This is a genomic window from Nostoc sp. LEGE 12454, from assembly GCF_056620565.1.
Genome location: NZ_JBWQXL010000001.1, coordinates 256832 through 278631 on the forward strand (window position 1 = coordinate 256832; position 21800 = coordinate 278631).

A 21800-nucleotide genomic window follows, 5' to 3' on the forward strand; every position below is an offset into this window, starting at 1 on the left:
AACTCGTTGCTACAACTCCTAATTTTTAACTTCTAACTCTTAACTCCTAACTCCTAAGTTTTTAGTAGTGGTTTCCGACTTTACGGTGATGCACAGCAGTCAAAGCTTCTGGTTTAGAAACCCGTCCAGCGTAGACTGTGCTGTATACTGCCCAGTGGTCGCCACAATCCATTCTACTGACGACTTCGCACTCCATGTAGGCGAGGGCGTCGTTAAGGATAGGCGCACCATTTTCGGCTGGCTGAGTTCTCACACCTTCAAAACGATCTGCGCCAGGAGCGAACCGTTTCAAAAAGTGCTTCATTAATGGTTGGAAATTGCCTTCTTCTAAAACGTTGAGAACAAAGCGATCGCCTACTTGCATGAGTGATTCAATTGCCCGATCTTTGGCGACTGCAATGGAGAATCCCAATGGTTTAAAGCTAGCTTGAGCAACCCAAGAAGCTAGCATGGCACTGGAAACATCGCCTTTTTTAGCAGTAATAATATATAACCCACCGCTGATTCTACCTAGTGCTTTATCTAAATCAGCACCAAGCGATTTCATAGCTTTGATGCTGCGATCGCGTGTTACCCATTGAGCTAAGTCTGTACCCGCTTCTTCACACAACTTGTACGTATTTTCCGTAGGCGTTTGTTTAATCCGAATTGCGGGAAAAACTGTTGTCAAACCTAAATTACGGAATTTACTCACCAAAGGATCTATTGGCTCATCATCGCCACCACCACTTTCAAACACACCGATAGCTTGCTTTTCTTTAGCTGATCCTAAAACTGTGCTAAGTGCAGCTTGGATGTTCGCAGCACCAGAAGCCGGAGGTAATCCAACGACTAGTCCAGCACAACGGCTAACTACTTCCCGCAGTTCTTGTAAATCGACTTCAGATCCCAAATCGACAATTTCCACGGCGACACCAGTTTTACCGATACCGTTGGCAATTGCTTGCGCGAGGCGATCGCTATATCCGTATTCAGAAACGTAAAATATCCCAATTGTTGTTTCTGCCTTGGTTTGGCTTTGGCTCCAAGTGCGGTAACGTCCAACTAGTTCTTCAACATTGTGAGATAATAATGGCCCGTGTCCTGTGGCGATCGTGTCGATGGTTTTCAGTTCTCCCATCCGCTTCAGGGCAGAAAGAACTGACCGAGCATTCGGCCCCATCAAGCAATCGTAGTAGTAATGAAAGTCTTCTTCGATCGCTGCTAAGTTTTCATCAAAGGTGCTATCTGAGCAATAGTGCAGCCCAAAAGCGTCGCAGGTATAGAGAGTTTTGGTTTTATGGTCAAAGCTGAAAATGGTATCCGGCCAATGTAAATTTGGAGCAATCACGAATTCAAATTCATGACCATTGCCCAAATCCAAGCGATCGCCATTTTTCACAATCCGCCGCTTAAATGGCTGATGTACCAAATCCTCAAGAAACTGAATCGCCACTTTAGAACCGACAACGGTTATTTCTGGAGCCATTTGCAGCAAATCTTTAACTAAACCGCTATGGTCTGGCTCCGTGTGGCTGATAATTAAATAATCAATCTCTGTTGGGTTGATTAATCCGGTGAGCGTATCAAAGTATAGTTGGCGAAACTTTTCGTGGGAGGTATCAACTAAGGCAGTCTGCTCCCCACGGATGAGAAACGAGTTATAAGTAGTACCGTTTTGCAGACCAAACTCAATATCGAAGCGATCGCGATCCCAATCCAAAGAGCGAATAGCCGTCGTCTCTTGAGCAATCTCTACAGTCTGTATGGTGAGCCGTTTTTCAGTTTTTTCGGTGAGTGCTACCATAACTCCCTCCTTGACACAATGAGTATTTCTTCCTCTTCTTTTATTGTTACACGGCTTTAATGTTAATTTTTATTAAAAAACCTATAGTTGACTTAAAAAAGTTAAAACTGTGAAACCACAGAGGCACAAAGAGGAAATTTGGCTAGCCTTGGAAATCGGAAATTCGCGGCTGCATTGGGCATTGTTTATTGGCGAGACACTCTACTCAACTTGGGATACCGACTATTTTACTGAGTCTGTCATACAACATCTAGCTGAATGTCAAACTCTAGATGAATTATTATTGGCAATTTCTCCACCCCATCTACAAAGTAATTTTCTCACAAATACTCCACCCTTTTACGCTTTTGTATCTCTGCCCCCGTGCCCTCTCTTCCTCGCCTCGGTAGTTCCCAGCCAAACTGCTATTTGGCAAACTTACCCAAAAACTCGCGTTATTACCTTAGACCAAGTATCACTAATAGGCGTGTATCCCACACTAGGAATTGACCGCGCTTTAGCTTTGTGGGGTGCGGGGAAAACTTGGGGTTTTCCGATGTTGGTAATTGATGCTGGGACGGCGCTAACTTTCACGGCTGCGGATGCTAATGAGTCTCTAGTTGGAGGTGCAATCTTGCCGGGGTTAGGCTTGCAATTTGCAACTCTTGGTCAACAAACAGGACAATTACCATTAGTAGAAATGCAAACTTTTCCGTCTCTACCACCACGTTTTGCTCTCAATACTAAAGAAGCAATTCAAAGCGGAGTAATTTACACATTATTAGCTGGAATCAAAGATTTTATTCAGGCGTGGTGGGATTTATTTGCTGAAGGTAAAATTGCGATTAAAGGGGGCGATCGCACTTTCTTGATTAACTATTTGCAAGCTTTATATCCTGAAATTGCAGAACATTTGATTGTAGAACCAAATTTAATTTTTTTGGGAATGCGCGAAATACTAATGGGTGATAGTACAGATGGAATAAAATGAAGAGAGAAGTTTACCCATAGTGAAGTTATGCCCAAAGCATCATCGCTTTATGTAATTATGCAACAACTCGCTGCCCTTTCTTTAGTGGATCTTTTCAAAGTTAAGGCAATAATCGATGCGTTGATTGAGGAAAAATCTTCTCCACTGTCCAATAGTTTGAGTGTTGGAAGCTATCAAAGAGCAATGTCTGTTTCTAGTGAAACGAGAGACATTGATATCGCTGCTGTATTCCCCCCTATGATTCCGGGGTCGAGTATAAGAGGTCAGATCAGATCCGCTATTATCTCAGGAAACTTAGAACACATTAATTTAGATGAATATCAAGTTGTCCAATTTTCTAAATCGGAAGCAAAAGGGGATGACTCTTTAGAAAAGGTAATAGAACTGGTTGACGAATGGATGGCTGATGAATCTAGATACGATGAGCAAACATACTTACAGATTGAGACAGCTTTGAACCAAAATCAGTTATCACTATAAAAACTTAGATGGGTAGAGCCATATTGCTAGACACTCATCCTTTGAGTCAAGTAACACATCCAAAAGTAAATCCAAAAGTTCAGCAGTGGTTGAAATCTTTACAGAAAACTGAAATTATTATACGTGTGCCAGAAATAGCCGATTATGAGCTTCGGCGTGAACTATTGAGACAAGGAAAACAAAAAAGTATCGATCGCCTCAATAAACTTAGTCAAATTTGTCTTATACCAATAACTCCCGAAACGATGCGAAAAGCAGCCGAATTATGGGCATGGGTAAGAAACCAGGGGAAACCTACAGCAAGCAATGAAAGTTTGGATGGTGATGTAATTCTTGCTGCTCAGGCAATTTTTCAATTAAAGAGTTTTAATCAGGTCATAGTTGTGACAACAAACTTGAAACACATATCACTGTTTGAGAGCGAAGGAATATGTGTAGTGGATTGGCAACAAACCCTGAATGAGCTAGTTTAATTCGTTGAAATTATGACTTTTTAAAATACCTTGAATAAACTCCTGAATTTCGGTTGCCACAACCTCAGCACAAGATTCTGGCAAGTCATTTCCGGCATGGGCAATCATTTTCAACTCGACTTTCGGCATTAGTTGAGCATAAACACGACTTCTGGCTAAAGCATCTGGTGTATCTTGTCCACCTTGTAAAATAAAAACTGGGATATCTATCATATAAAGCTGCTTTTGCAGTAATTCCGCCTCAATTTCTACTTGTCGCCGTTTGAAAAGTAACTGGCAACCTATAGGATACGGCAATAGCGATTGACGCAACTGCAAGTCTTGGGCAATTTTTTCATGCCAACCCAGGATTTTAGTCAAAGGACTGAGCGATCGCAAAAATTTAACTATTAGTGGTGGATAATTCAATAATCGCCGCATCTTCTGGCAATACTCTTCTTGTCCTGCTATCTCTACGCCCTCTGGTGCTAGCAATACCATACCATCAACTTTCTCTGGATACTTTAAAGCATAGCTAGCAGCAATCCAACCCCCAAGAGAATGCCCCACTAAATATACTTTTTCTAGCTTCACAGCTTGCAAAAATTCAGCTAGACACTCAACTTGTAAATCTATCGAATGGTGGATATTAGGATTTTCTGATTCACCAAACCCTAACAAATCGGGTGCAAAACAATGAAAATCTTGTGCAAGGGATTCCATCACAGATAACCATTGACTGCTCTCATTCCAAGCACCATGTAAAAAAATTATAGGAGTTTTTTCACCGACTTCACGCCAGAATAATAGCCCTTGAGAGAGCTTTCTCCGGGAGTTACGGAATAGTGTATCCATTTTATTTAGTAGTTAACTTTTAGCACCATAATAAAAAGTCATTAGTCATTAGTCATTGGTCATTATTAACTAGTTCTGGACAAATTACAAAGAGAGAAGTGTAAGTCAAGGCTTCCTGAGATTGTAACTTTGGCGGCAAATGACAAAGGACTAATGACTAATGACTAATGAAAAAATATTGTTATGCCAGTGTTGTCAAGCCATTCAAGTAGTCTTGCAACTGCCGAGTATGGTCATGAGACATCTTTTCTGAAGGTAGTAAACTGGGAGAAAAAGCTTGGATTTCCATTACTTCTAAAGTGTCTTGAATATCCATTGTCCCATGCACCTCGGCTTCAACCACAATACAAATTGAATGGATTCTGGGATCGCGGTCTGGTGCAGAGTAAACTCCTACTAAACGGTTAATTTTCACCAATTCTAGCCCGGTTTCCTCCATTAATTCCCGGCGCACTGTATTGGGAATATCTTCTCCCCAATCTACAATCCCTCCAGGCAATGACCAAAGACCATTGTCGCGCCGCCGGATCAGTACAATCCGACCATCGGGTAAAATTGGGATGATACTAGTGCCAGTAATGGGATGACGAAATATTATACCCAATACTGTTTGTCCAATACGCCATAAGCTACGTGTGGACTCTACAGCTGCCGGAAAAAAAGCAATAACGTTCAATCTTCAAAATTTTGTGTTGTATTCTATAGTTCCCTACCACTTACATAAGCTCAACTAATAAAAATTTTGTTGAGTTTTGTTTTATACAAAAATGTTTGTGGTTTGAGATTTTATTCTCACGATTTACGTAGAATATTATCAATTCTAACATCAAGTTTCATGAGAAGCACTGTATTTATATATACATGATATTTCTCGATCCAAGTAAATTTTCAGTTTATAGCTAGCATTAGTGTTGCTGAAATTAGCTGTTAATAATGATTTGTAGAACACATTAAAAAAATAATATGAATAATAAATCAAAATTCCAAATTCTGAATTCTGAATTTATAAGAGGCAATTAAGTAGGGCTTAAAGCCTACAATTAATTAAAGGCCACTAAATCAAAAATTAGACTCTATGCTTAAACTTAGCTATGCCTCCTGAATTATTTCTTGATAATATTAGTTAGTTTCAAGAACAACAACTAAAAAGCTAATTTACAATCAGTTGACAGATTGGAATCTCAGAAAAGATATTTTTCGTCTCACTGACGGGGATAATTCAGAATTTTTATTGACAAAGTTAGATATAATGCGATAGACTAGTACACTGTTTAAAGCGTATTCATTGCTGCACTAGGCTAAAATTATATCAATAACATTGGTAGCTAATATTGCCTACGTGATGCCTAGTTGCTACTTTTTTGTTGTTTATTTATAGAGGTGAACATGGCCAAGCGCCGTAACCCGAAAAAAGAAAAGGCGCTACGTAACCAGGCGTATGCCAGAAAGTTTCGTAAACGAACTACGACAGGAAGAATGCAGAGAAGGTTCCAACAAAGACCACCAAAGAGTGAGGAAGAAGAAGGCGCAGCAGCAGCTGACACTGAATAAGCTGTCTGCCTAAATCCTTATTATTTGGGTTATTTACCTTTTGGGGCGCACATTTATTTGTACGCCCTTATTTATTATTGGGTATGGGGCATTGGGCACAAGAGGCAGAGGGGCACAAGAGGCAGAGGGGCAGAGGGGAAAGACTTACTGCAACTTCTCCCCTGCTCCCCCTATTGGGCAATTTGGGCGCGGGCGGCTATTAGTGCTTTGTTTACCTGTACAAAGCCAGTACCTCCGTAACTGTTGCGGGCAGCAACAACTTGACGGGGGGATATCGCCTCATAAATATCTGCTGCAAATGCTGGATGTAGTTGTTGCCACTCTTCCAATTTCAAATCTTTCAGGAGTTTACCTGCGGCAATACTAGTTTTTACTACCTTACCCACAAGGTTGTAAGCTTCCCGAAAAGGAACGCCCCGTGCTGCCAGATAATCTGCTACATCGGTGGCATTAGAAAAATCCTCCGCCACAGCTGATGCTAACCGCTGAGTACGAAATTCTAACCCTTCCCTGAGCAAAATCGTCATTGCTTCTAGAGAAGCTTTGACTGTGTTAACGCTATCAAATAGACCTTCTTTATCTTCTTGTAAGTCTTTGTTATATGCCAGGGGTAGCCCTTTCATGATGACTAACATCGCCTGGAGATGACCGAATACACGTCCCGTTTTCCCCCGCACCAATTCTGGTACATCGGGGTTTTTCTTTTGGGGCATGATACTGGAACCAGTGGCACAGCTATCTTTGAGTGTGACAAAACGGAATTCTTCAGATGACCAAAGAATCACTTCTTCTGCAAGGCGGCTGAGGTGAACCATAATCAAGCTAGCAGCACACAAAAATTCGATCGCAAAATCGCGATCGCTCACTCCATCGAGGCTATTAGCATAAATATCGTCAAAATTCAACAGTTTGGCTGTGTAGTGGCGATCTATAGGGAAAGTAGTTCCTGCTAAAGCACCACATCCCAAAGGCGAAATATTCACGCGGCGAGAAACATCTCCTAAGCGTTCCCAGTCGCGTTGCGCCATTTGAAAGTATGCCAAGAGGTGATGAGCTAAACTCAAGGGTTGCGCGCGTTGGAGGTGGGTATAGCCAGGAATCAGGGTTTCAACGTGCTTTTCAGCTATATCCAGCAAAACACCTTGAAATTCTCGCAATTCGCTTTTGATTTGTTGAATTTGGTCGCGGAGGTAGAGTCTGGTATCAGTACCAACTTGGTCATTACGCGATCGCGCTGTATGCACCTTCTTACCTACATCGCCAACAATTTCTGTCAGTCGGCGTTCAACTGCAAAATGTACGTCTTCAGCATCAATACCAGGCTGAAATTTCCCCTGGCGGTACTCTTGGCGAATTTGTTCTAAACCCGCAACCAGTTGCTCTCCTTCTTCTGGGGAGATTATTCCCGTGTGAGCAAGCATTTTGGCATGAGCTTGAGAACCAGTGAGGTCATATTCGATTAATTCAATATCAAAACTTATACTGGCATTAAAACGAGCGATCGCTGGATGCAACGCTGATTCAAACCGCTGGCTCCAAGTTTCTTTTTTGGTCATAAATTATCAAAAGAGTGGGCGAGAGTTAAGAGTTAAGAGTGAGGAATTATAAGTTTTTGACTCCTAGCTTCTCACTCCTCACTTTCAACTCTTAACTTTTAAATTTAACCGTAGCTAGTTAGATTCCGAATCATATAGCCAATAACTAAACCAATCAACAATGCCCACACTTGACCTGTTTGTATAAAGTGGCTCCAAGCTTTTTGCATCTGACCCATAACGTTTGGATCGGTGATTGTTTGTGCTAATGCTGTCAAATTTACAGGCAAATGCCAAAGTAACTGAGATGTCAAATCGCTGTAATTGCTCATCTTTGGTGATTAAGAAGTTAGGGGTGGCAAATTTCAGCATCAGTTTATTATTTACATTAATTACTGATATTTACTGAAATATTGGATGTAACTTCAATGTCTTAACTCAAGATGCAGCCGATGCCAACCGCAATTTCTCGGCAGTCCGCAAAATCTGTCCCGCCAAAACTGCTGCACCAAAACCATTATCGATATTTACTACGCCTACTCCCGCTGCACAAGAGTTAAGCATTGTCAATAAAGGTGCTAAACCACCAAAACTTGCCCCATAACCAATGCTGGTTGGTACGGCAATCACGGGACAACTCGCTAAACCTGCGACAACGCTAGGTAAAGCGCCTTCCATCCCCGCTACGACAATCAACACCGATGCTGACTCAATCAGGTGGCGGTTACTTAGCAAACGGTGAATCCCCGCAACGCCAACATCCCAGAGGCGCTGTACCCGGAAACCAGAAAGTTCAGCAGTGACAGCCGCTTCTTCAGCAACGGGTAAATCGGCAGTACCAGCAGAAAGAATGCCAATTTCACCCGCAAATTGTGGTTCGATGGTAGGGGGAGCGATCGCACAAATTCGCGCGGATTCGTAATATCGCAAACCGCTAACTTTTGATTCCAGTGTGGTATAAACTGCTGGTTCAATGCGAGTTGCCATCACCACCGGATTGCGGAGGCGCATCACCTCGATAATTTGAGCAATTTGATCGGGAGTTTTACCAGGGCCCCAAATCACCTCTGGGAAACCAGTTCTTAGCTGGCGATGATGGTCGATTTTGGCAAACTCACCCACAGATTCATAAGTTAAGTCTTTGAGTGAGTCTAATGCCGTATCTGGCGTAACTTTACCATTCGCAACCGCTTCGAGGAGCGATCGCAATGTTTTTTCATTGGTCATGGGTCATTTGTCCTTTGTCATTTGTCATTTGTCATTTGTCATTTGTTCTTTGTGAATAACCAATGCCCAATGACTGACTAATCAATTACTTGAATTTCATAAATGTTCCAGAATGCACCACCAAGGGCAGAGAATCTAATACCTTCGAAACGATTACGTACAGCTGACAATGACAAGGGGTTAACTAGATAAATAAACGGTAAATTTTCCTGGGTAATCTTTTGAGTTTCGGCATAAATTTCTTTGCGCTTTGCTTCGTCTAATTCCCTTGCTCCTTTAATATAGAGCTGACCAATTTCCGCTTCCCAAGGAGCTACTTCCCAACCCTCAATCGGCTGTTGTCCTGGTTGGGGTTTCTGATTAAACATATGCAATCCACCTTCGGGATTCCAAACGTTAGCCCCATCATTTGGTTCTAAACCACCGGTGAGCCCCATTAGAGAAGCTTCCCAGTCGAGGGAGTTAGCAACTTTATCTGTGAAAGTATTCCATGCTATCGGCGTAAAATCGACTTGAATACCGATTTTGCTTAGGTCTTGTTTAATTTGCGAGCCCATTGCCTCACGAATTTTATTGCCAGCATTGGTGAGCAAAGTGAAGCGGACGCGATTTCCTTGAGCATCTACTAACTGATTTTTGTCATTGTACTTAAATCCTGTTTTTAGTAACAATTCCTTTGCTTTTTTTAAATTGTAATCATAAACTTTTAACCCTTCTTTTGGAGAAAGATAATAAGGACTTTGTACAGAAATTGGTGAATTTTGTGTAGTACCTAAACCACGAAAAGTGTTGTTAATCATTGTTTGGCGGTCAATTGCATAAGCTACAGCCTGCCGAAATGGCAGATTATTAAACCAACGCGATTTGACTGGATTGACTAATGGTTTCCCATTTCTTTTACCTTTATTAAGATTGAACCAAACAAACGATGTACCAGCAGCTGGGCCACCATTATAAATTTTGAAATTACCTTGTTTTTCTTGCACCTTTAGCAAAGAAAAGTAATCTGGTGAAACTCCCACAGTATCTAACCCAGCAGAACGAAATTGTAGCAAGGCGGTATCTGTTGATTCTACAATTTGCCAAACTATCCGTTCAATATAAGGTTGGGATTCTCCTTTAGTCCCTTTGCGCCAGTAGTAAGGATTGCGTCGGAACATCACACGTTGACTTGTGTCATAGCGCTCTAATTTGTAAGGGCCGTTGACAATAATTTGGTCGGGAGGAGTATCAACACCCCACTGTGACAGAAATATTGGCTTACCCTCTTGGTTTTTAGTTTTGACAGATTTTTCTAGGATGTGGGCGGGTAAGATTGGATATCCAGTAGAACTACGTAGGAATGGCGCAAATTGTTCTGGGACAATAAACTCAACCCGACGTTCATCGATTTTTTTAACGCTTGGTAGCTTGCGACTTTCGCCAATCCTTAAAACATCTCTGACATCAGTAGGAATTGCTTCATTAAGGTAGATGTCGTTGTAGGTAAACACTACATCATCTACAGTAAGTGGTTGCCCATCAGACCACTTCAACCCCTTGCGTAGAGTAAAAACAATTTTTAATTTATCATCAGAAAATTGCCAAGATTCTGCTAAAGCAGGCTCAACTTTACCTGTTTGGTAATTTTCCGTGATTAACCCCTCGTAAAGCAATCCCAGAAGAGTTGTTGTTGATGCATCTTGATTCAGAGGAAAGTTAAAAGTTTGGGGGTCACTGAGAATGCTACTTACCAATTGCGGCACTTGAGCAGCTGAACTTTTGAAATTAACTGGATTGCAGGCGGTAAGTGTAAGTGCTGTAGCTGAAGTCAAAATTATTGGCAACCAAAAATATTTAATTGCCAGAAATATTTTTTTAAAAAATTTCATAATTTCAAATTTATTTCCATCCTAATCAGTCTTCAATATCTTTATCAGGGACTAAAATAAAAGTTATTCTGAAGCAACTAGCAAGACGACAGCATAAGCACATATACCTTCTTCACGTCCAACAGGGCCTAGTTTTTCGTTAGTGGTAGCTTTGATACCGATTTGATTTGGTTCTAATTTTAAAACCGCCGCTAGTTTCTCGCGCATATTGTGAATATGCGGTTTTAATTTTGGACGTTCTGCTACTACCACCGAGTCCATATTTCCGATTTGCCAACCTCGATCGCGAATCAATTGATGTACTTGAGTTAATAGTACTAAACTATCTGCTCCCGCCCATTGGGGATCGCTAGGGGGAAAATAATGACCAATATCCCCCAAAGATAATGCTCCAAGCATGGCATCCATAATCGCGTGGGTCAGTACATCAGCGTCACTGTGCCCCAATAAACCCAGTTCATGAGGAATTTGAATTCCACCTAAAATCAAAGCGCGATCGCTCACCAGTTGGTGAATATCGTAGCCGTTACCAATACGAATTTTTGTCATTTGTTCAGTTGTTCAGTTGTCAGTTGTCAGTTGTCATTTGTCATTTGTCAAGAGTTAGAAATTATTCTCTTCTCCCTGCTCCCCTGCTCCTCTGCTCCTCTGCTCCCCTGCTCCCCTGCTCCCCTGCTCCCCTGCTCCCCTGCTCCTCTGCTCCTCTGCTCCCCTGCTCCCCTGCTCCCCCTGCTTCAATTTCTCCAGGAGATCGGGGCGGCGATCGCGGGTTTTTTGAATTTGTTGTTCGTAACGCCACTTTGCGATCGCTGCGTGATTCCCACTGAGCAAGACATCAGGCACTTTCAAACCACGAAAATTCGCAGGACGAGTATATTGGGGATAGTCCAATAACCCTTCCTCAAAACTTTCTGCTGTGAGGGATTCAGTTTTGGCCACGGTTCCTGGGATCAGCCGCACCACGCCATTAATCAAAGCCATTGCTGGAATTTCCCCACCAGTCAGAATAAAATCGCCTAAAGATACTTCACGAGTTACCAAATGTAGCACCCTCTCATCCACTCCCTCGTAATGCCCACAAATAACTACTAACTGGTCATAATTTGTCACCAATTCTTTCAAAAGAGGTTGATTAATTGCTTGACCCTGTGGACTCATCAAAATTACTTCTCTTCGGGGTAGAACCGGCAGCGACTCCACAGCGGCAAAAATAGGTTCTGGCTTCATTAGCATCCCAACACCGCCGCCGTAGGGTTCATCATCTACTTTTCGGTGCTTGTCAGTGGTAAAGTCCCGTGGATTAACCAGATGCACTTCGGCAATCTGTTTGGCTAAGGCTTTACCCAGCAGTCCAGAATTGAGAACAGAGTTAAAACAGTCAGGAAAAAGCGTAACTATATCAAAGCGCACAGTTATTCGTATTCGAGGACACTAATCTTAAATTTGAATGTCTAGCAAACACCAGCAAGCCAAGGTCGGGTCAAACTCCAGTTAAACTTTATCAATAGTATCTAAAACTACCAGACCTCTTGGATTTTAGATGGGATTAAAAGTTTTTCTAATTACTTAATTTATGTTTAAATGTTGTCACAACTACATTTAAATTAATAATCTTATCAAGTTAACAACTTCCAGGATGCATCGAGCCAGCCTCAGAAAAAAGCGTAGTCTTAACTGCTCGTCCCCAACTCTAAAAGGGGAATCTAGCCACTTAAAGACTATTTTGCCCTGCTGCAAGTGGACAGGTGAAAAACAAGGCGCTGGGTTTGAAGAATGGAAACAAACACGTTTAGACTGAGGTTTCGTCTGCGTTAAGCGAGAATTTGGAGAGTGGCTGACCCAGTTCCAAACTTCCAAAAAGTGTCCTCTCAAAAGTTGCAAAGCGCAAAAATTATCAGGCAACTGAACCTTGTTAAATTCACCTGAAGTTGTTGACAGGAGAAACAAAATGCCGCAATTACAAGCTAAATCGCTAGAAATGAGGACACCCCAAGCAACTAAAACCGCCGTTCTGGTTATCGGAGGTGCAGAAGATAAAGTTCATGGGCGCGAAATCCTACGAACTTTTTTTGGACGCGCCGGTGCTAGTAAGGCTTATATTACAATTATTCCATCTGCCTCTCGCGAACCTGCCATCATCGGTGGTCGGTATATTCGCATTTTTGAAGAAATGGGTGCCCAGAAGGTAGAGATTTTAGACATCCGCGAACGAGAACAGTGTGAAGCCTCCCAGATCAAAGCATCCTTAGAAGCCTGTAGTGGGGTATTTTTGACAGGAGGAGACCAGCTGCGTCTTTGTGGCGTATTGGCAGATACGCCAGCAATGGAAATTATTCGTCAGCGGGTGAGGGCGGGACAACTTACGTTAGCAGGCACCAGTGCAGGAGCGGCGGTGATGGGGCATCACATGATTGCTGGCGGCGGTAGTGGAGAGACGCCCAATCGTTCCCTAGTGGATATGGCAACGGGTTTGGGATTTATTCCGGAAGTAATCGTTGACCAACACTTTCACAACCGTAATCGGATGGGGCGACTGATTAGTGCGATCTCAGCTCATCCCGATCGCTTAGGTATTGGCATTGACGAAGATACTTGTGCAGTTTTTGAACGTGATGGTTGGCTACAAGTTATGGGCAAAGGCAGTGTCACCATTGTCGATCCCACTGAGTTGACCCATACCAACGAACCCCATGTCGGTGCTAATGAACCTTTAACCGTGCATAATTTACGTCTCCATATCCTCAGCTACGGCGATCGCTTCCACTTGTACCAGCGGACTGTATTGCCTGCTGTACACCGAATCTCCAGCTGACGGGATAGAGTATCTGAGGTTACACTGAGTTGACCGCACATTTATTATTTCTTACCGTAGAAAAATGATAAGAATACCATGTAAAAAGAAAAAACTGTTCATTAGAAACAGTTTAGCGGTCAATTCCAGTAAGAAACTAGAATTTTGGTTCCGAATCTCCATCTACCTATTCCCATGAGAATCCTCAAGATCCAGACATTACGCGGCCCAAACTATTGGAGCATTCGACGCCACAAACTGATCGTCATGCGCCTCGATTTAGAAACCCTTGGCGAGACGCCCTCGAATGAAATCCCTGGCTTTTATGAAGGATTAGTTGAGGCGCTGCCAAGTCTGGAGGGCCACTATTGTTCGCCTGGCTGTCGCGGTGGTTTTCTAATGCGAGTCAAAGAAGGCACTATGATCGGCCACATAGTGGAACACGTAGCCTTAGAACTCCAAGAATTAGCTGGTATGCATGTCGGCTTTGGTCGCACCCGCGAAACTGCCACACCCGGAATTTATCAAGTAGTAATCGAATATCTGAATGAGGAAGCGGGACGCTACGCTGGACGAGCCGCAGTACGGCTGTGCCAGAGTATCGTCGATCGAGGCCGTTATCCCAAAGCAGAACTAGAGCAAGATATCCAAGACCTGAAAGATTTTACCCGTGATGCTTCCTTGGGGCCTTCTACGGAAGCGATCGTCAAAGAAGCAGAAAAAAGAGGTATTCCCTGGATGTCGCTGGAAGCCCGCTTTTTGATTCAGCTAGGCTACGGCGTTAACCAGAAGCGGATGCAGGCCACAATGACTGATAACACCAGCATTCTGGGTGTAGAACTAGCTTGCGATAAAGAAGCCACTAAACGCATCCTCGCTGCTGCTGGTGCGCCAGTACCCAGAGGTACAGTAATTAACTTCTTAGACGACTTAGAACAAGCCATTGAATTCGTTGGCGGCTATCCCATCGTCATCAAGCCTCTGGATGGCAATCATGGACGTGGGATCACCATTGATATCAGAACTTGGGAAGAAGCTGAAGCCGGATATGAAGCTGCCAGACAAGTTTCCCGATCAATTATTGTCGAAAGATATTATGTTGGGCGCGACCACAGGGTACTGGTGGTAAATGGCAAAGTAGTAGCAGTAGCCGAACGTGTCCCGGCTCATGTCATTGGCAACGGCAGATCCACCATTGCCGAACTGATTGAAGAAACAAACCTTGACCCAAATCGCGGTGAAGGACATGATAACGTCCTGACCAAGATTGAACTAGACCGCACCAGCTACCAACTGTTAGAAAGGCAAGGTTACACCCTAAATAGCGTGCCACCCAAGGGCACTATTTGTTATCTCAGGGCAACAGCAAACTTGAGTACAGGTGGTAGTGCCGTCGACCGTACCGATGAAATTCACCCAGAAAATCTGTGGTTGGCACAACGAGTAGTCAAAATAATCGGTTTGGATATCGCTGGACTCGATATCGTCACCACAGATATTAGCCGTCCTCTGCGGGAAGTAGATGGCGTGATTGTTGAAGTTAACGCTGCTCCCGGTTTTCGGATGCACGTTGCCCCAAGTGTGGGTATTCCCCGCAACGTTGCTGGTGCAGTAATGGATATGCTGTTTCCTAACGAGCAATCCAGCCAAATTCCCATCCTCAGCATCACGGGTACTAATGGTAAAACCACAACTACTCGACTACTAGCACATATTTATAAACAGACTGGAAAAGTAGTAGGTTATACTACTACTGATGGAACATACATCGGTGATTACTTAGTAGAAGCTGGTGATAATACAGGCCCCCAAAGTGCTCACGTCATCCTCCAAGATCCCACAGTAGAAGTAGCAGTACTGGAAACAGCTCGCGGTGGCATTCTCCGCTCTGGATTGGGCTTTGAAGCCGCAAATGTGGGGGTGGTATTGAATGTAGCCGCCGATCATTTAGGAATCGGCGATATAGATACCATTGAGCAGTTAGCTAACCTCAAAAGTGTAGTAGCGGAAGCTGTGTTCCCTGATGGCTATGCGGTACTTAATGCCGACGATCGCCGCGTCGCTGCTATGTCAGAAAAAACTAAAGCTAATATTGCTTACTTCACCATGAACCCCGATTCGGAATTAGTGCGGAAGCACATTCAAAAGGGTGGAGTAGCAGCAGTATATGAAAATGGCTATTTGTCAATTGTTAAAGGTGATTGGACACACCGCATAGAAAGAGCTGAAAATATACCTTTAACAATGGGCGGACGTGCGCCGTTTATGATTGCCAACGCTTTAGCAGCAAGTTTGGCAGCGTTTGTGCAAAACGTCACAATTGAGCAGATTCGTGCTGGTTTGAAGACCTTCCGGGCTTCAGTTAGCCAAACGCCAGGACGAATGAATCTATTTAATTTAGGCAACTACCACGCTTTGGTGGACTATGCCCACAACGCAGCCAGTTATGAAGCTGTAGGTTCCTTTGTGCGGAACTGGACTACAGGACAACGGATTGGCGTAATTGGCGGGCCAGGCGATCGCCGCGACGAAGACTTTGTTACTTTGGGTAAATTAGCAGCACAAATTTTTGATTACATCATCATCAAAGAAGACGATGATACACGGGGACGCTTACGTGGTTCAGCTGCCCAGTTGATTATTCAAGGCATCACGGAAGTTAAGCCTGATAGCCGCTATGAATCAATTCTGGATGAAACCCAAGCAATCAATAAAGGCTTAGATATGGCTCCTGATAACAGTCTGGTGGTAATTTTGCCAGAAAGCGTTACTCGCGCAATTAAGTTAATTAAGCTGCGTGGTTTAGCGAAGGAAGAGACACATCAACCAAATCCCGGCACAACTACGATCGATTCCCAAAATGGGATCGCGCCTTCTTCTGTGGTGAATACCTTGCTGTAGCCAGAAATCAGGAGAAAGCAGCGTGTTGGCTCCTCCTGACTCTTTTAATTACTGTTTTTCTTCTTCCTGATTGGTTTCCTCGCTGGGAGTTTTCATCTCCTCCTTAAAACCTCGCAGGGTTTTGCCCAGTGCAGTTCCGAGTTCAGGAATTTTTTTTGGGCCGAAAATTAGAATAGCGACTATGCTAATTACAGCTATTTCTGGCCATCCCAGTCCAAACATATAAATTTCCTCTAAGGCATCTGTAATTAAATATAGACATTGATGGCTCACATCCCATAAGTTCGCCACTGATCGGCGCAACTAACTTCTCATTGGATTGGTAATTGGCAAACCTAACCAATCGCTTAATTCCTGAGCCAGCCATTCCAGTTCCGCTTCCGATTTAATTGCACCATCACTACCACCAAGTTGATATTTTTTTACTCCTACCCAAATATCCAATTGTGCAGGAACGGCAATTCTCGTACCTTCAGAATCTTTCGTAAAATGTTTGGGAATATAAACTAATTTATTAATACTTTGTCTTGGCGATGCACGGGGACGATAAAATTTCCAAGCAAACAACTCCCAAGTTAGGGAAATTTGTTCGGGATTCAGGCGTAAGCAGATGCGTCCAAAAAAATGAAAGAAAAATTTATACACCATCATCAAGCCAGCACCCCAAAATGGAAGTGAAAACAACGCAAAGGGGATGTTGACAGGAAAAGGTGCTGAAAGTGCGCCAATTGTCCAAAATAAAATAAATGAATTCCAGACGATCGCAAATAAACCTGTAAATACTATTGATGGATCGAAACCAGATGGTGGAACGATAATTTCTAGAGAATCCCCATTTTTGGTTAGTTGAATCTTACTCCCATCTGGTTTGCCAACAACCAAAGTAGGCAAGTTTGTCGGTTGTGGTTTATCTAAAGCTGCGTAGGCGGAGCCCGTCGTAGACATCGCTTGGTCAGCAGAACTCAAACGTCGTTCTAAACTAGGTTCAATCATCCACTTTAACCAATTGTTAAAGCTGGGACTGAGATTAGCCAGTTGTTCAAACTGAATGCGAAAATCTTTTTGGGGTAAATCGGCTGGATGAGTACCCGTCACCAAGTAAATTAAGGTTGCGCCTAAACTATAAAGGTCTGATGCTGCAACAGTGCGTCCGCCAAATTGCTCTGGTGGCATATAGCCATAGGTTCCTACTACAGTTCTTGTACCGATTTCGGTAGCCAAGACTGTCTGTACTGAGCCAAAATCTACCAAATAAACTTGACCGACACTATTGCCAGAACGCTCCCCCAATAAAATATTGCTAGGCTTAATATCACGGTGAATTACAGGCGGATGTAGTTCATGTAGGTAAACGAGAATCTCTAAAAGTGCTTTGGCTATCTGTTTGACTTCAGCTTCCGTAAAAGTCCGCCCAGTTTGCAAACATTGCTCTAAAGTTTGTGCAGGGATATAAGTCTGTACTAGAGCAAATCCTTTGATGGTTGGTAAATTTACCTCAAAATAGTTTAAATAGCCAGGAATTGAGGGATGTGCTAGGTTTTTTAAAGTTTCAGCTTCTCGCTCAAACAACTTGAGTGAATCCCACTCAAAGTCACTACTAAAAGAGAGTAATTTAATGACAACTAATTTTTGAGTTTGCAAATCACGAGCTAATAGCGTCCGCCGCCCTGCTTTTTTTCCTAATAGCTGCTGAACTTCGTAGCGATCGCTTAATATTTCGCCAATCATTATGGTTTCTTGTAATGCTACGGTTGAAAAGTTTTATAGCTGATAGCTTTTCAATATGGCAAATCGATATCTTTAGTATAATTGCGTAATTCTATGCCCTCCCAACTTTGGCCTTATATTACCCCAGGTATTCCCGATGACTTATTTGAGCATTTGCCAGGAATTCCCCTGAGCCAGCGAGAAGTTCGACTGCTATTGATTTCTCAACTGCGGCTAAAATCAGATTCTGTGTTGTGGGATATTGGCGCAGGGACAGGTACAATTCCGGTAGAGGTGGGGCTATTGTGTCCAGGCGGACAAATTATCGCTATCGAAAGGGACGAAGAAGTAGCTAGTCTGATTAAGCGTAACTGCGATCGCTTTGATGTGAAAAATGTCGAAGTTGTTGAAGGCAGCGCCCCAGAGTGTTTACATGACCTCAAAATTACCCCTCATCGCGTTTGTATTGAGGGAGGTCGCCCCATTCAGGAAATACTGCAAGCAGCTTGGCATTATTTACCACCATCCGGTCGGGTTGTAGCCACAGCTGCTAATCTAGAAAGTCTATATGCTATTTCCCAGAGCTTTTCCCTATTAAGAGCTAGAAATATCGAAGTCGTTCAGTCTGCGGTTAACCGCCTAGAGACACGCGGCTTTTCTCAAACCTTTACCGCCGTCGATCCCATTTTTATCCTCAGTGGTGAGAAACTGGATTAGGGAATGAGGCATGGAGCATGGGGCACTTGTACTGAGCCTTGTCAAAGTATGGAGCGGCAAAGAAAGGGGAAAAACAGAGATGAGAGAGCAGGGGAGCAGGGGACAGAGGATAAATTGCAATAAGTTTTTCCCCTCTGCTTCATCTGCCCCTTTGCACATCTGCCTCTTGTACCCAATGCCTAATGCCCCATGCCCAATGCCCAATGCCCAATGCCCCATTCCCAATATTTAATACTTCTATGCCTTGGTCTCGGATTATTAGTGGAATTGTTGCGATCGCTCTTGCTCTTTCCGCAACCCTTTTGGGGGGTTGGTACTTTACCATCATCTTTGCGGTCATCATCTTTTTGGGTCAACAGGAATATTTTAATTTGGTGCGAGCCAGAGGCATCGCTCCCGCCGCTAAAACCACTATGGGTGTCAGCCAAGTCTTGCTGGTGATTTGTACCCTTGATGGCAGTTTAGCTGACGCTGTGATGCCAATAGCTGGCACACTTATTTGTTTTTACCTGCTGTTTCAACCCAAATTTGCCACGATCGCTGATGTTTCCGCTTCTATTATGGGGCTGTTTTACGTCGGTTATTTACCAAGTTATTGGGTGCGGTTACGAGCAATTGATAGCGCTGCTTTTAGCAATCTCCCTTTCGGAGGTTACTGGCCCACAACCTGGGCAGATTTTTGGGAAAAGGCAAATTCCGCTTCTTTAGCACAAGGTTTTACAGCCACACTACTGACTTTTTTGTGTATTTGGGCAGCTGATATCGGTGCTTACACTATTGGCAAATTCTTTGGGAAAACCCGTTTGTCTGACATTAGCCCGAAAAAAACTGTTGAAGGTGCTGTCTTTGGTATTACTTCAAGTGTTGCCGTAGCCATAGCAGGAGCCTATTATCTCCACTTACCTAAATCCCCTTTCACAGGTTTAGCATTGGGTTTGCTGATTGGCATTGCTAGTCTTTTAGGGGATCTCACAGAATCTATGCTCAAGCGGGATGCTGGAGTTAAAGATTCTGGGCAATTAATCCCCGGTCATGGTGGTATTTTAGACCGTACCGATAGTTATATTTTCACAGCACCTTTGGTTTACTATTTTGTGACATTACTTTTGCCACTACTTAGTAAATAGGTGAGTTGGGTATTGGGTATTGGGCATTGGGCAGAAGGGGCAGAGGGGCAGAGGGGCAGAGGGGCAGAGGGGAAAACTTACTACAACTTATCTTATCCTCGGCTCCCCTGCTCCCCTGCTCCCCTACACCTCTGCACCCCTGCTCTTCCGAGGACGCCACATCATTTAAAATAGGATATTAATATTTTTTCATTTGTCATCATCAAGGGTTAACGTTAATCCGTCCACGACATACTAGCTTGCCTGGGATCAGCGTTAATTCTTGGATATCGACATCTGAGCCAAGATCGAGATTGTACTCATAATTGTCCTTTAATATATCTCCTTGGTCTGGCTTGATTGGGATATGTACCAGTTGCAACTCATGTCCACTGAGTAATTGTAAGCCCAGACAAATCTCTAGAGGCGTTGTTTCACTATTGGTTACTCTCAAACCTCGCAGTATAATTTGGTTGTTCCCAAGGATAATTTCTTGCCACTTGATTGGTTGTGACTGAGAATAATCTTTTCGTAAAACCTTAACCAAGAGATCGCTCAAAGCAGTCGATAATAAGTCTGATGAGAGAGAAGCATTCAGATCCTTCTCGTCTACAATCAAATCGCCAACCACTGGTACTGTTTCTAACAGTCGTAGAGGTTTCCCCTTGAGTACGGAACCGATATTTACCCGAATATTTTCTGCTATTAATTGAATTTGTGTAATTAGGAGACCTTGATAAACTGCATGAGTAGCAAAAACAGATACCGAAGGAATGCGTCCAGAGAAAAGTTGGCGATCGCTAGCTTTAATCTCCACTTCTAATGCCGATATTTGGCTGACCTGCGCTCTCAACCAAAGCTTGACAGCGGTTGTGAGTACTTGCGTAATTATGCGGATTTTATTTCCACTTGTTGTTTGGGGATTTTGCTCTGGCATTTAACCAATTTGTTTGGGAGTATTTGCTCAACAACCGAACCGAAATTAAATAAGCTTTAAATGTAACATTTATGCCTACTCGCTACAAAATGCAAATATCATTTAATTGATAACAGTAAATAAGCAATTTCCACATGGAGGTACGGTTACAAAAAATTCTTGCTCAATGGGGTATCGCCTCACGTCGTGAAGCCGAAGAAATGATTAGGCAGTCACGGGTGCGGATTAATGGGGTATTGGCACATTTAGGTCAAAAAGTCGATCCCGAAAAAGATGCGATCGCAATTGATGGTCAGCCTGTATCCGAAAAGCAGCGTCCGGCTTTAATATATCTATTGCTGCACAAACCTGCGGGAGTGGTTTCTACTTGCTACGACCCTCATCGCAGACCAACAGTCCTGGATCTACTACCGAAAGAATTACGGGAGGGTTCAGGTATTCACCCAGTTGGCCGTCTAGATGCAGACTCTACAGGAGCATTAATCCTGACAAATGACGGAGAACTGACATTTGGACTAACCCATCCACGTCACAGTATTTCCAAGACATATCATGTTTTGGTCAAAGGACATCCTCCAGAAACAGTACTACAGACGTGGCGTCAAGGTGTGATGTTGGAGGGTAGAAAAACCAGGGCCGCTAAGGTACGCCTAATAGAACGTCGTACCGAGGAAAGCGTTTTAGAAATAGTGTTGCAGGAGGGAAGAAATCGCCAAATTCGCCGTATAGCTCAACAGTTAGGATACCCAGTAATCAAGCTGCATCGGACTGCTATCGGCCCAATTCAATTACAAACTCCAAAGCAACCCTTTTTATCAGAGGGTAAATATCGTTCCCTCAAAGATCGTGAGATTCACTTTTTGCAAGATCAGATCGCGCAACCTAATTATTGATTCAGTGGAGTTAAGGAGTGT

The 21800-nt window shown here is 43.3% G+C and carries 21 protein-coding genes; 9 read left to right on the forward strand and 12 right to left on the reverse strand.

Annotated elements, in window-relative coordinates; genetic code table 11:
• Positions 1 to 61: 61 nt before the first annotated feature.
• Entirely contained in the window at positions 62 to 1786 is a 1725-nt protein-coding gene (locus AC1F2U_RS01105) for a diflavin flavoprotein (protein WP_480259463.1), read from the reverse strand.
• A gap of 109 nt (positions 1787 to 1895) precedes the next feature.
• On the opposite strand from AC1F2U_RS01105, the gene AC1F2U_RS01110 reads away from it, so the two are divergent.
• Genes AC1F2U_RS01110 through AC1F2U_RS01120 form a run of 3 tightly spaced genes read left to right on the forward strand, consistent with a single transcriptional unit; the run spans position 1896 to position 3709 of the window.
• Complete coding sequence (locus AC1F2U_RS01110) at positions 1896 to 2756, forward strand: pantothenate kinase (protein ID WP_480259464.1); 861 nt, start codon at positions 1896 to 1898, stop codon at positions 2754 to 2756.
• A gap of 27 nt (positions 2757 to 2783) precedes the next feature.
• The gene (locus tag AC1F2U_RS01115; protein ID WP_480259465.1) at positions 2784 to 3236 is read left to right on the forward strand and encodes a hypothetical protein; all 453 of its coding nucleotides are present in this window, start codon (positions 2784 to 2786) and stop codon (positions 3234 to 3236) included.
• A gap of 8 nt (positions 3237 to 3244) precedes the next feature.
• Positions 3245 to 3709: a type II toxin-antitoxin system VapC family toxin gene (locus AC1F2U_RS01120; RefSeq protein ID WP_480259466.1), complete on the forward strand. Its 465-nt coding sequence runs from the start codon at positions 3245 to 3247 to the stop codon at positions 3707 to 3709.
• On the opposite strand, the gene AC1F2U_RS01125 is transcribed toward AC1F2U_RS01120, so the two are convergent.
• A complete protein-coding gene (locus AC1F2U_RS01125; protein ID WP_480259467.1) occupies positions 3701 to 4543 on the reverse strand; it encodes an alpha/beta fold hydrolase in 843 nt (280 codons plus the stop codon). The two genes, AC1F2U_RS01120 and AC1F2U_RS01125, sit on opposite strands and share 9 nt — an antisense overlap.
• A 181-nt stretch (positions 4544 to 4724) precedes the next feature.
• Positions 4725 to 5219, reverse strand: coding sequence for an NUDIX hydrolase (locus AC1F2U_RS01130; RefSeq protein ID WP_480259468.1), 495 nt, complete (start codon positions 5217 to 5219; stop codon positions 4725 to 4727).
• A gap of 710 nt (positions 5220 to 5929) precedes the next feature.
• On the opposite strand from AC1F2U_RS01130, the gene AC1F2U_RS01135 reads away from it, so the two are divergent.
• Positions 5930 to 6094 carry a hypothetical protein gene (locus AC1F2U_RS01135; protein WP_167407613.1) on the forward strand — a complete coding sequence of 55 codons (165 nt, stop codon included), beginning with the start codon at positions 5930 to 5932 and terminating at the stop codon, positions 6092 to 6094.
• A 170-nt stretch (positions 6095 to 6264) separates the two neighbouring features.
• On the opposite strand, the gene argH is transcribed toward AC1F2U_RS01135, so the two are convergent.
• From argH to trmD, 6 genes are all read right to left on the reverse strand, one after another.
• Positions 6265 to 7650, reverse strand: coding sequence for an argininosuccinate lyase (argH, locus tag AC1F2U_RS01140; RefSeq protein WP_480259469.1), 1386 nt, complete (start codon positions 7648 to 7650; stop codon positions 6265 to 6267).
• 104 nt (positions 7651 to 7754) lie between these two features.
• Positions 7755 to 7961: a hypothetical protein gene (locus AC1F2U_RS01145; protein ID WP_094348493.1), complete on the reverse strand. Its 207-nt coding sequence runs from the start codon at positions 7959 to 7961 to the stop codon at positions 7755 to 7757.
• A 106-nt stretch (positions 7962 to 8067) separates the two neighbouring features.
• Positions 8068 to 8856 carry a nickel pincer cofactor biosynthesis protein LarB gene (gene larB, locus AC1F2U_RS01150; RefSeq protein ID WP_480259470.1) on the reverse strand — a complete coding sequence of 263 codons (789 nt, stop codon included), beginning with the start codon at positions 8854 to 8856 and terminating at the stop codon, positions 8068 to 8070.
• Positions 8857 to 8933: 77 nt separating this feature from the next.
• Positions 8934 to 10727, reverse strand: a complete 1794-nt coding sequence (locus AC1F2U_RS01155) for an ABC transporter substrate-binding protein (RefSeq protein WP_480259471.1) — start codon at positions 10725 to 10727, stop codon at positions 8934 to 8936.
• A gap of 63 nt (positions 10728 to 10790) precedes the next feature.
• A complete protein-coding gene (gene ispF, locus AC1F2U_RS01160; RefSeq protein ID WP_480259472.1) occupies positions 10791 to 11276 on the reverse strand; it encodes a 2-C-methyl-D-erythritol 2,4-cyclodiphosphate synthase in 486 nt (161 codons plus the stop codon).
• Positions 11277 to 11330: 54 nt separating this feature from the next.
• Positions 11331 to 12137 carry a tRNA (guanosine(37)-N1)-methyltransferase TrmD gene (trmD, locus tag AC1F2U_RS01165; RefSeq protein WP_480259473.1) on the reverse strand — a complete coding sequence of 269 codons (807 nt, stop codon included), beginning with the start codon at positions 12135 to 12137 and terminating at the stop codon, positions 11331 to 11333.
• Positions 12138 to 12675: 538 nt separating this feature from the next.
• On the opposite strand from trmD, the gene AC1F2U_RS01170 reads away from it, so the two are divergent.
• On the forward strand, positions 12676 to 13539 hold the full coding sequence (locus tag AC1F2U_RS01170; RefSeq protein WP_179068376.1) for a cyanophycinase: 864 nt from the start codon (positions 12676 to 12678) through the stop codon (positions 13537 to 13539).
• Positions 13540 to 13713: 174 nt separating this feature from the next.
• The gene (gene cphA / locus AC1F2U_RS01175) at positions 13714 to 16419 is read left to right on the forward strand and encodes a cyanophycin synthetase (RefSeq protein WP_480259474.1); all 2706 of its coding nucleotides are present in this window, start codon (positions 13714 to 13716) and stop codon (positions 16417 to 16419) included.
• Positions 16420 to 16467: 48 nt separating this feature from the next.
• Here cphA and tatA read toward each other — a convergent pair whose 3' ends face one another.
• The gene (tatA, locus tag AC1F2U_RS01180; RefSeq protein WP_094348761.1) at positions 16468 to 16641 is read right to left on the reverse strand and encodes a twin-arginine translocase TatA/TatE family subunit; all 174 of its coding nucleotides are present in this window, start codon (positions 16639 to 16641) and stop codon (positions 16468 to 16470) included.
• Between the two features lie 81 nt (positions 16642 to 16722).
• Positions 16723 to 18147 (reverse strand): serine/threonine protein kinase, encoded by a 1425-nt coding sequence (locus tag AC1F2U_RS01185; protein ID WP_480259475.1) that lies wholly within the window; start codon positions 18145 to 18147, stop codon positions 16723 to 16725.
• Between the two features lie 93 nt (positions 18148 to 18240).
• Here AC1F2U_RS01185 and cbiT point away from each other — a divergent pair, with 93 nt between their 5' ends.
• On the forward strand, positions 18241 to 18843 hold the full coding sequence (cbiT, locus tag AC1F2U_RS01190; RefSeq protein ID WP_335007852.1) for a precorrin-6Y C5,15-methyltransferase subunit CbiT: 603 nt from the start codon (positions 18241 to 18243) through the stop codon (positions 18841 to 18843).
• Between the two features lie 239 nt (positions 18844 to 19082).
• Positions 19083 to 19970, forward strand: coding sequence for a phosphatidate cytidylyltransferase (locus AC1F2U_RS01195; RefSeq protein WP_480259636.1), 888 nt, complete (start codon positions 19083 to 19085; stop codon positions 19968 to 19970).
• 202 nt (positions 19971 to 20172) lie between these two features.
• Here AC1F2U_RS01195 and AC1F2U_RS01200 read toward each other — a convergent pair whose 3' ends face one another.
• The gene (locus AC1F2U_RS01200; RefSeq protein ID WP_480259476.1) at positions 20173 to 20886 is read right to left on the reverse strand and encodes an LmeA family phospholipid-binding protein; all 714 of its coding nucleotides are present in this window, start codon (positions 20884 to 20886) and stop codon (positions 20173 to 20175) included.
• 134 nt (positions 20887 to 21020) lie between these two features.
• Between AC1F2U_RS01200 and AC1F2U_RS01205 the strand changes: the two genes are divergently transcribed.
• Positions 21021 to 21779 carry a pseudouridine synthase gene (locus AC1F2U_RS01205; RefSeq protein ID WP_480259477.1) on the forward strand — a complete coding sequence of 253 codons (759 nt, stop codon included), beginning with the start codon at positions 21021 to 21023 and terminating at the stop codon, positions 21777 to 21779.
• Positions 21780 to 21800 lie beyond the last annotated feature (21 nt).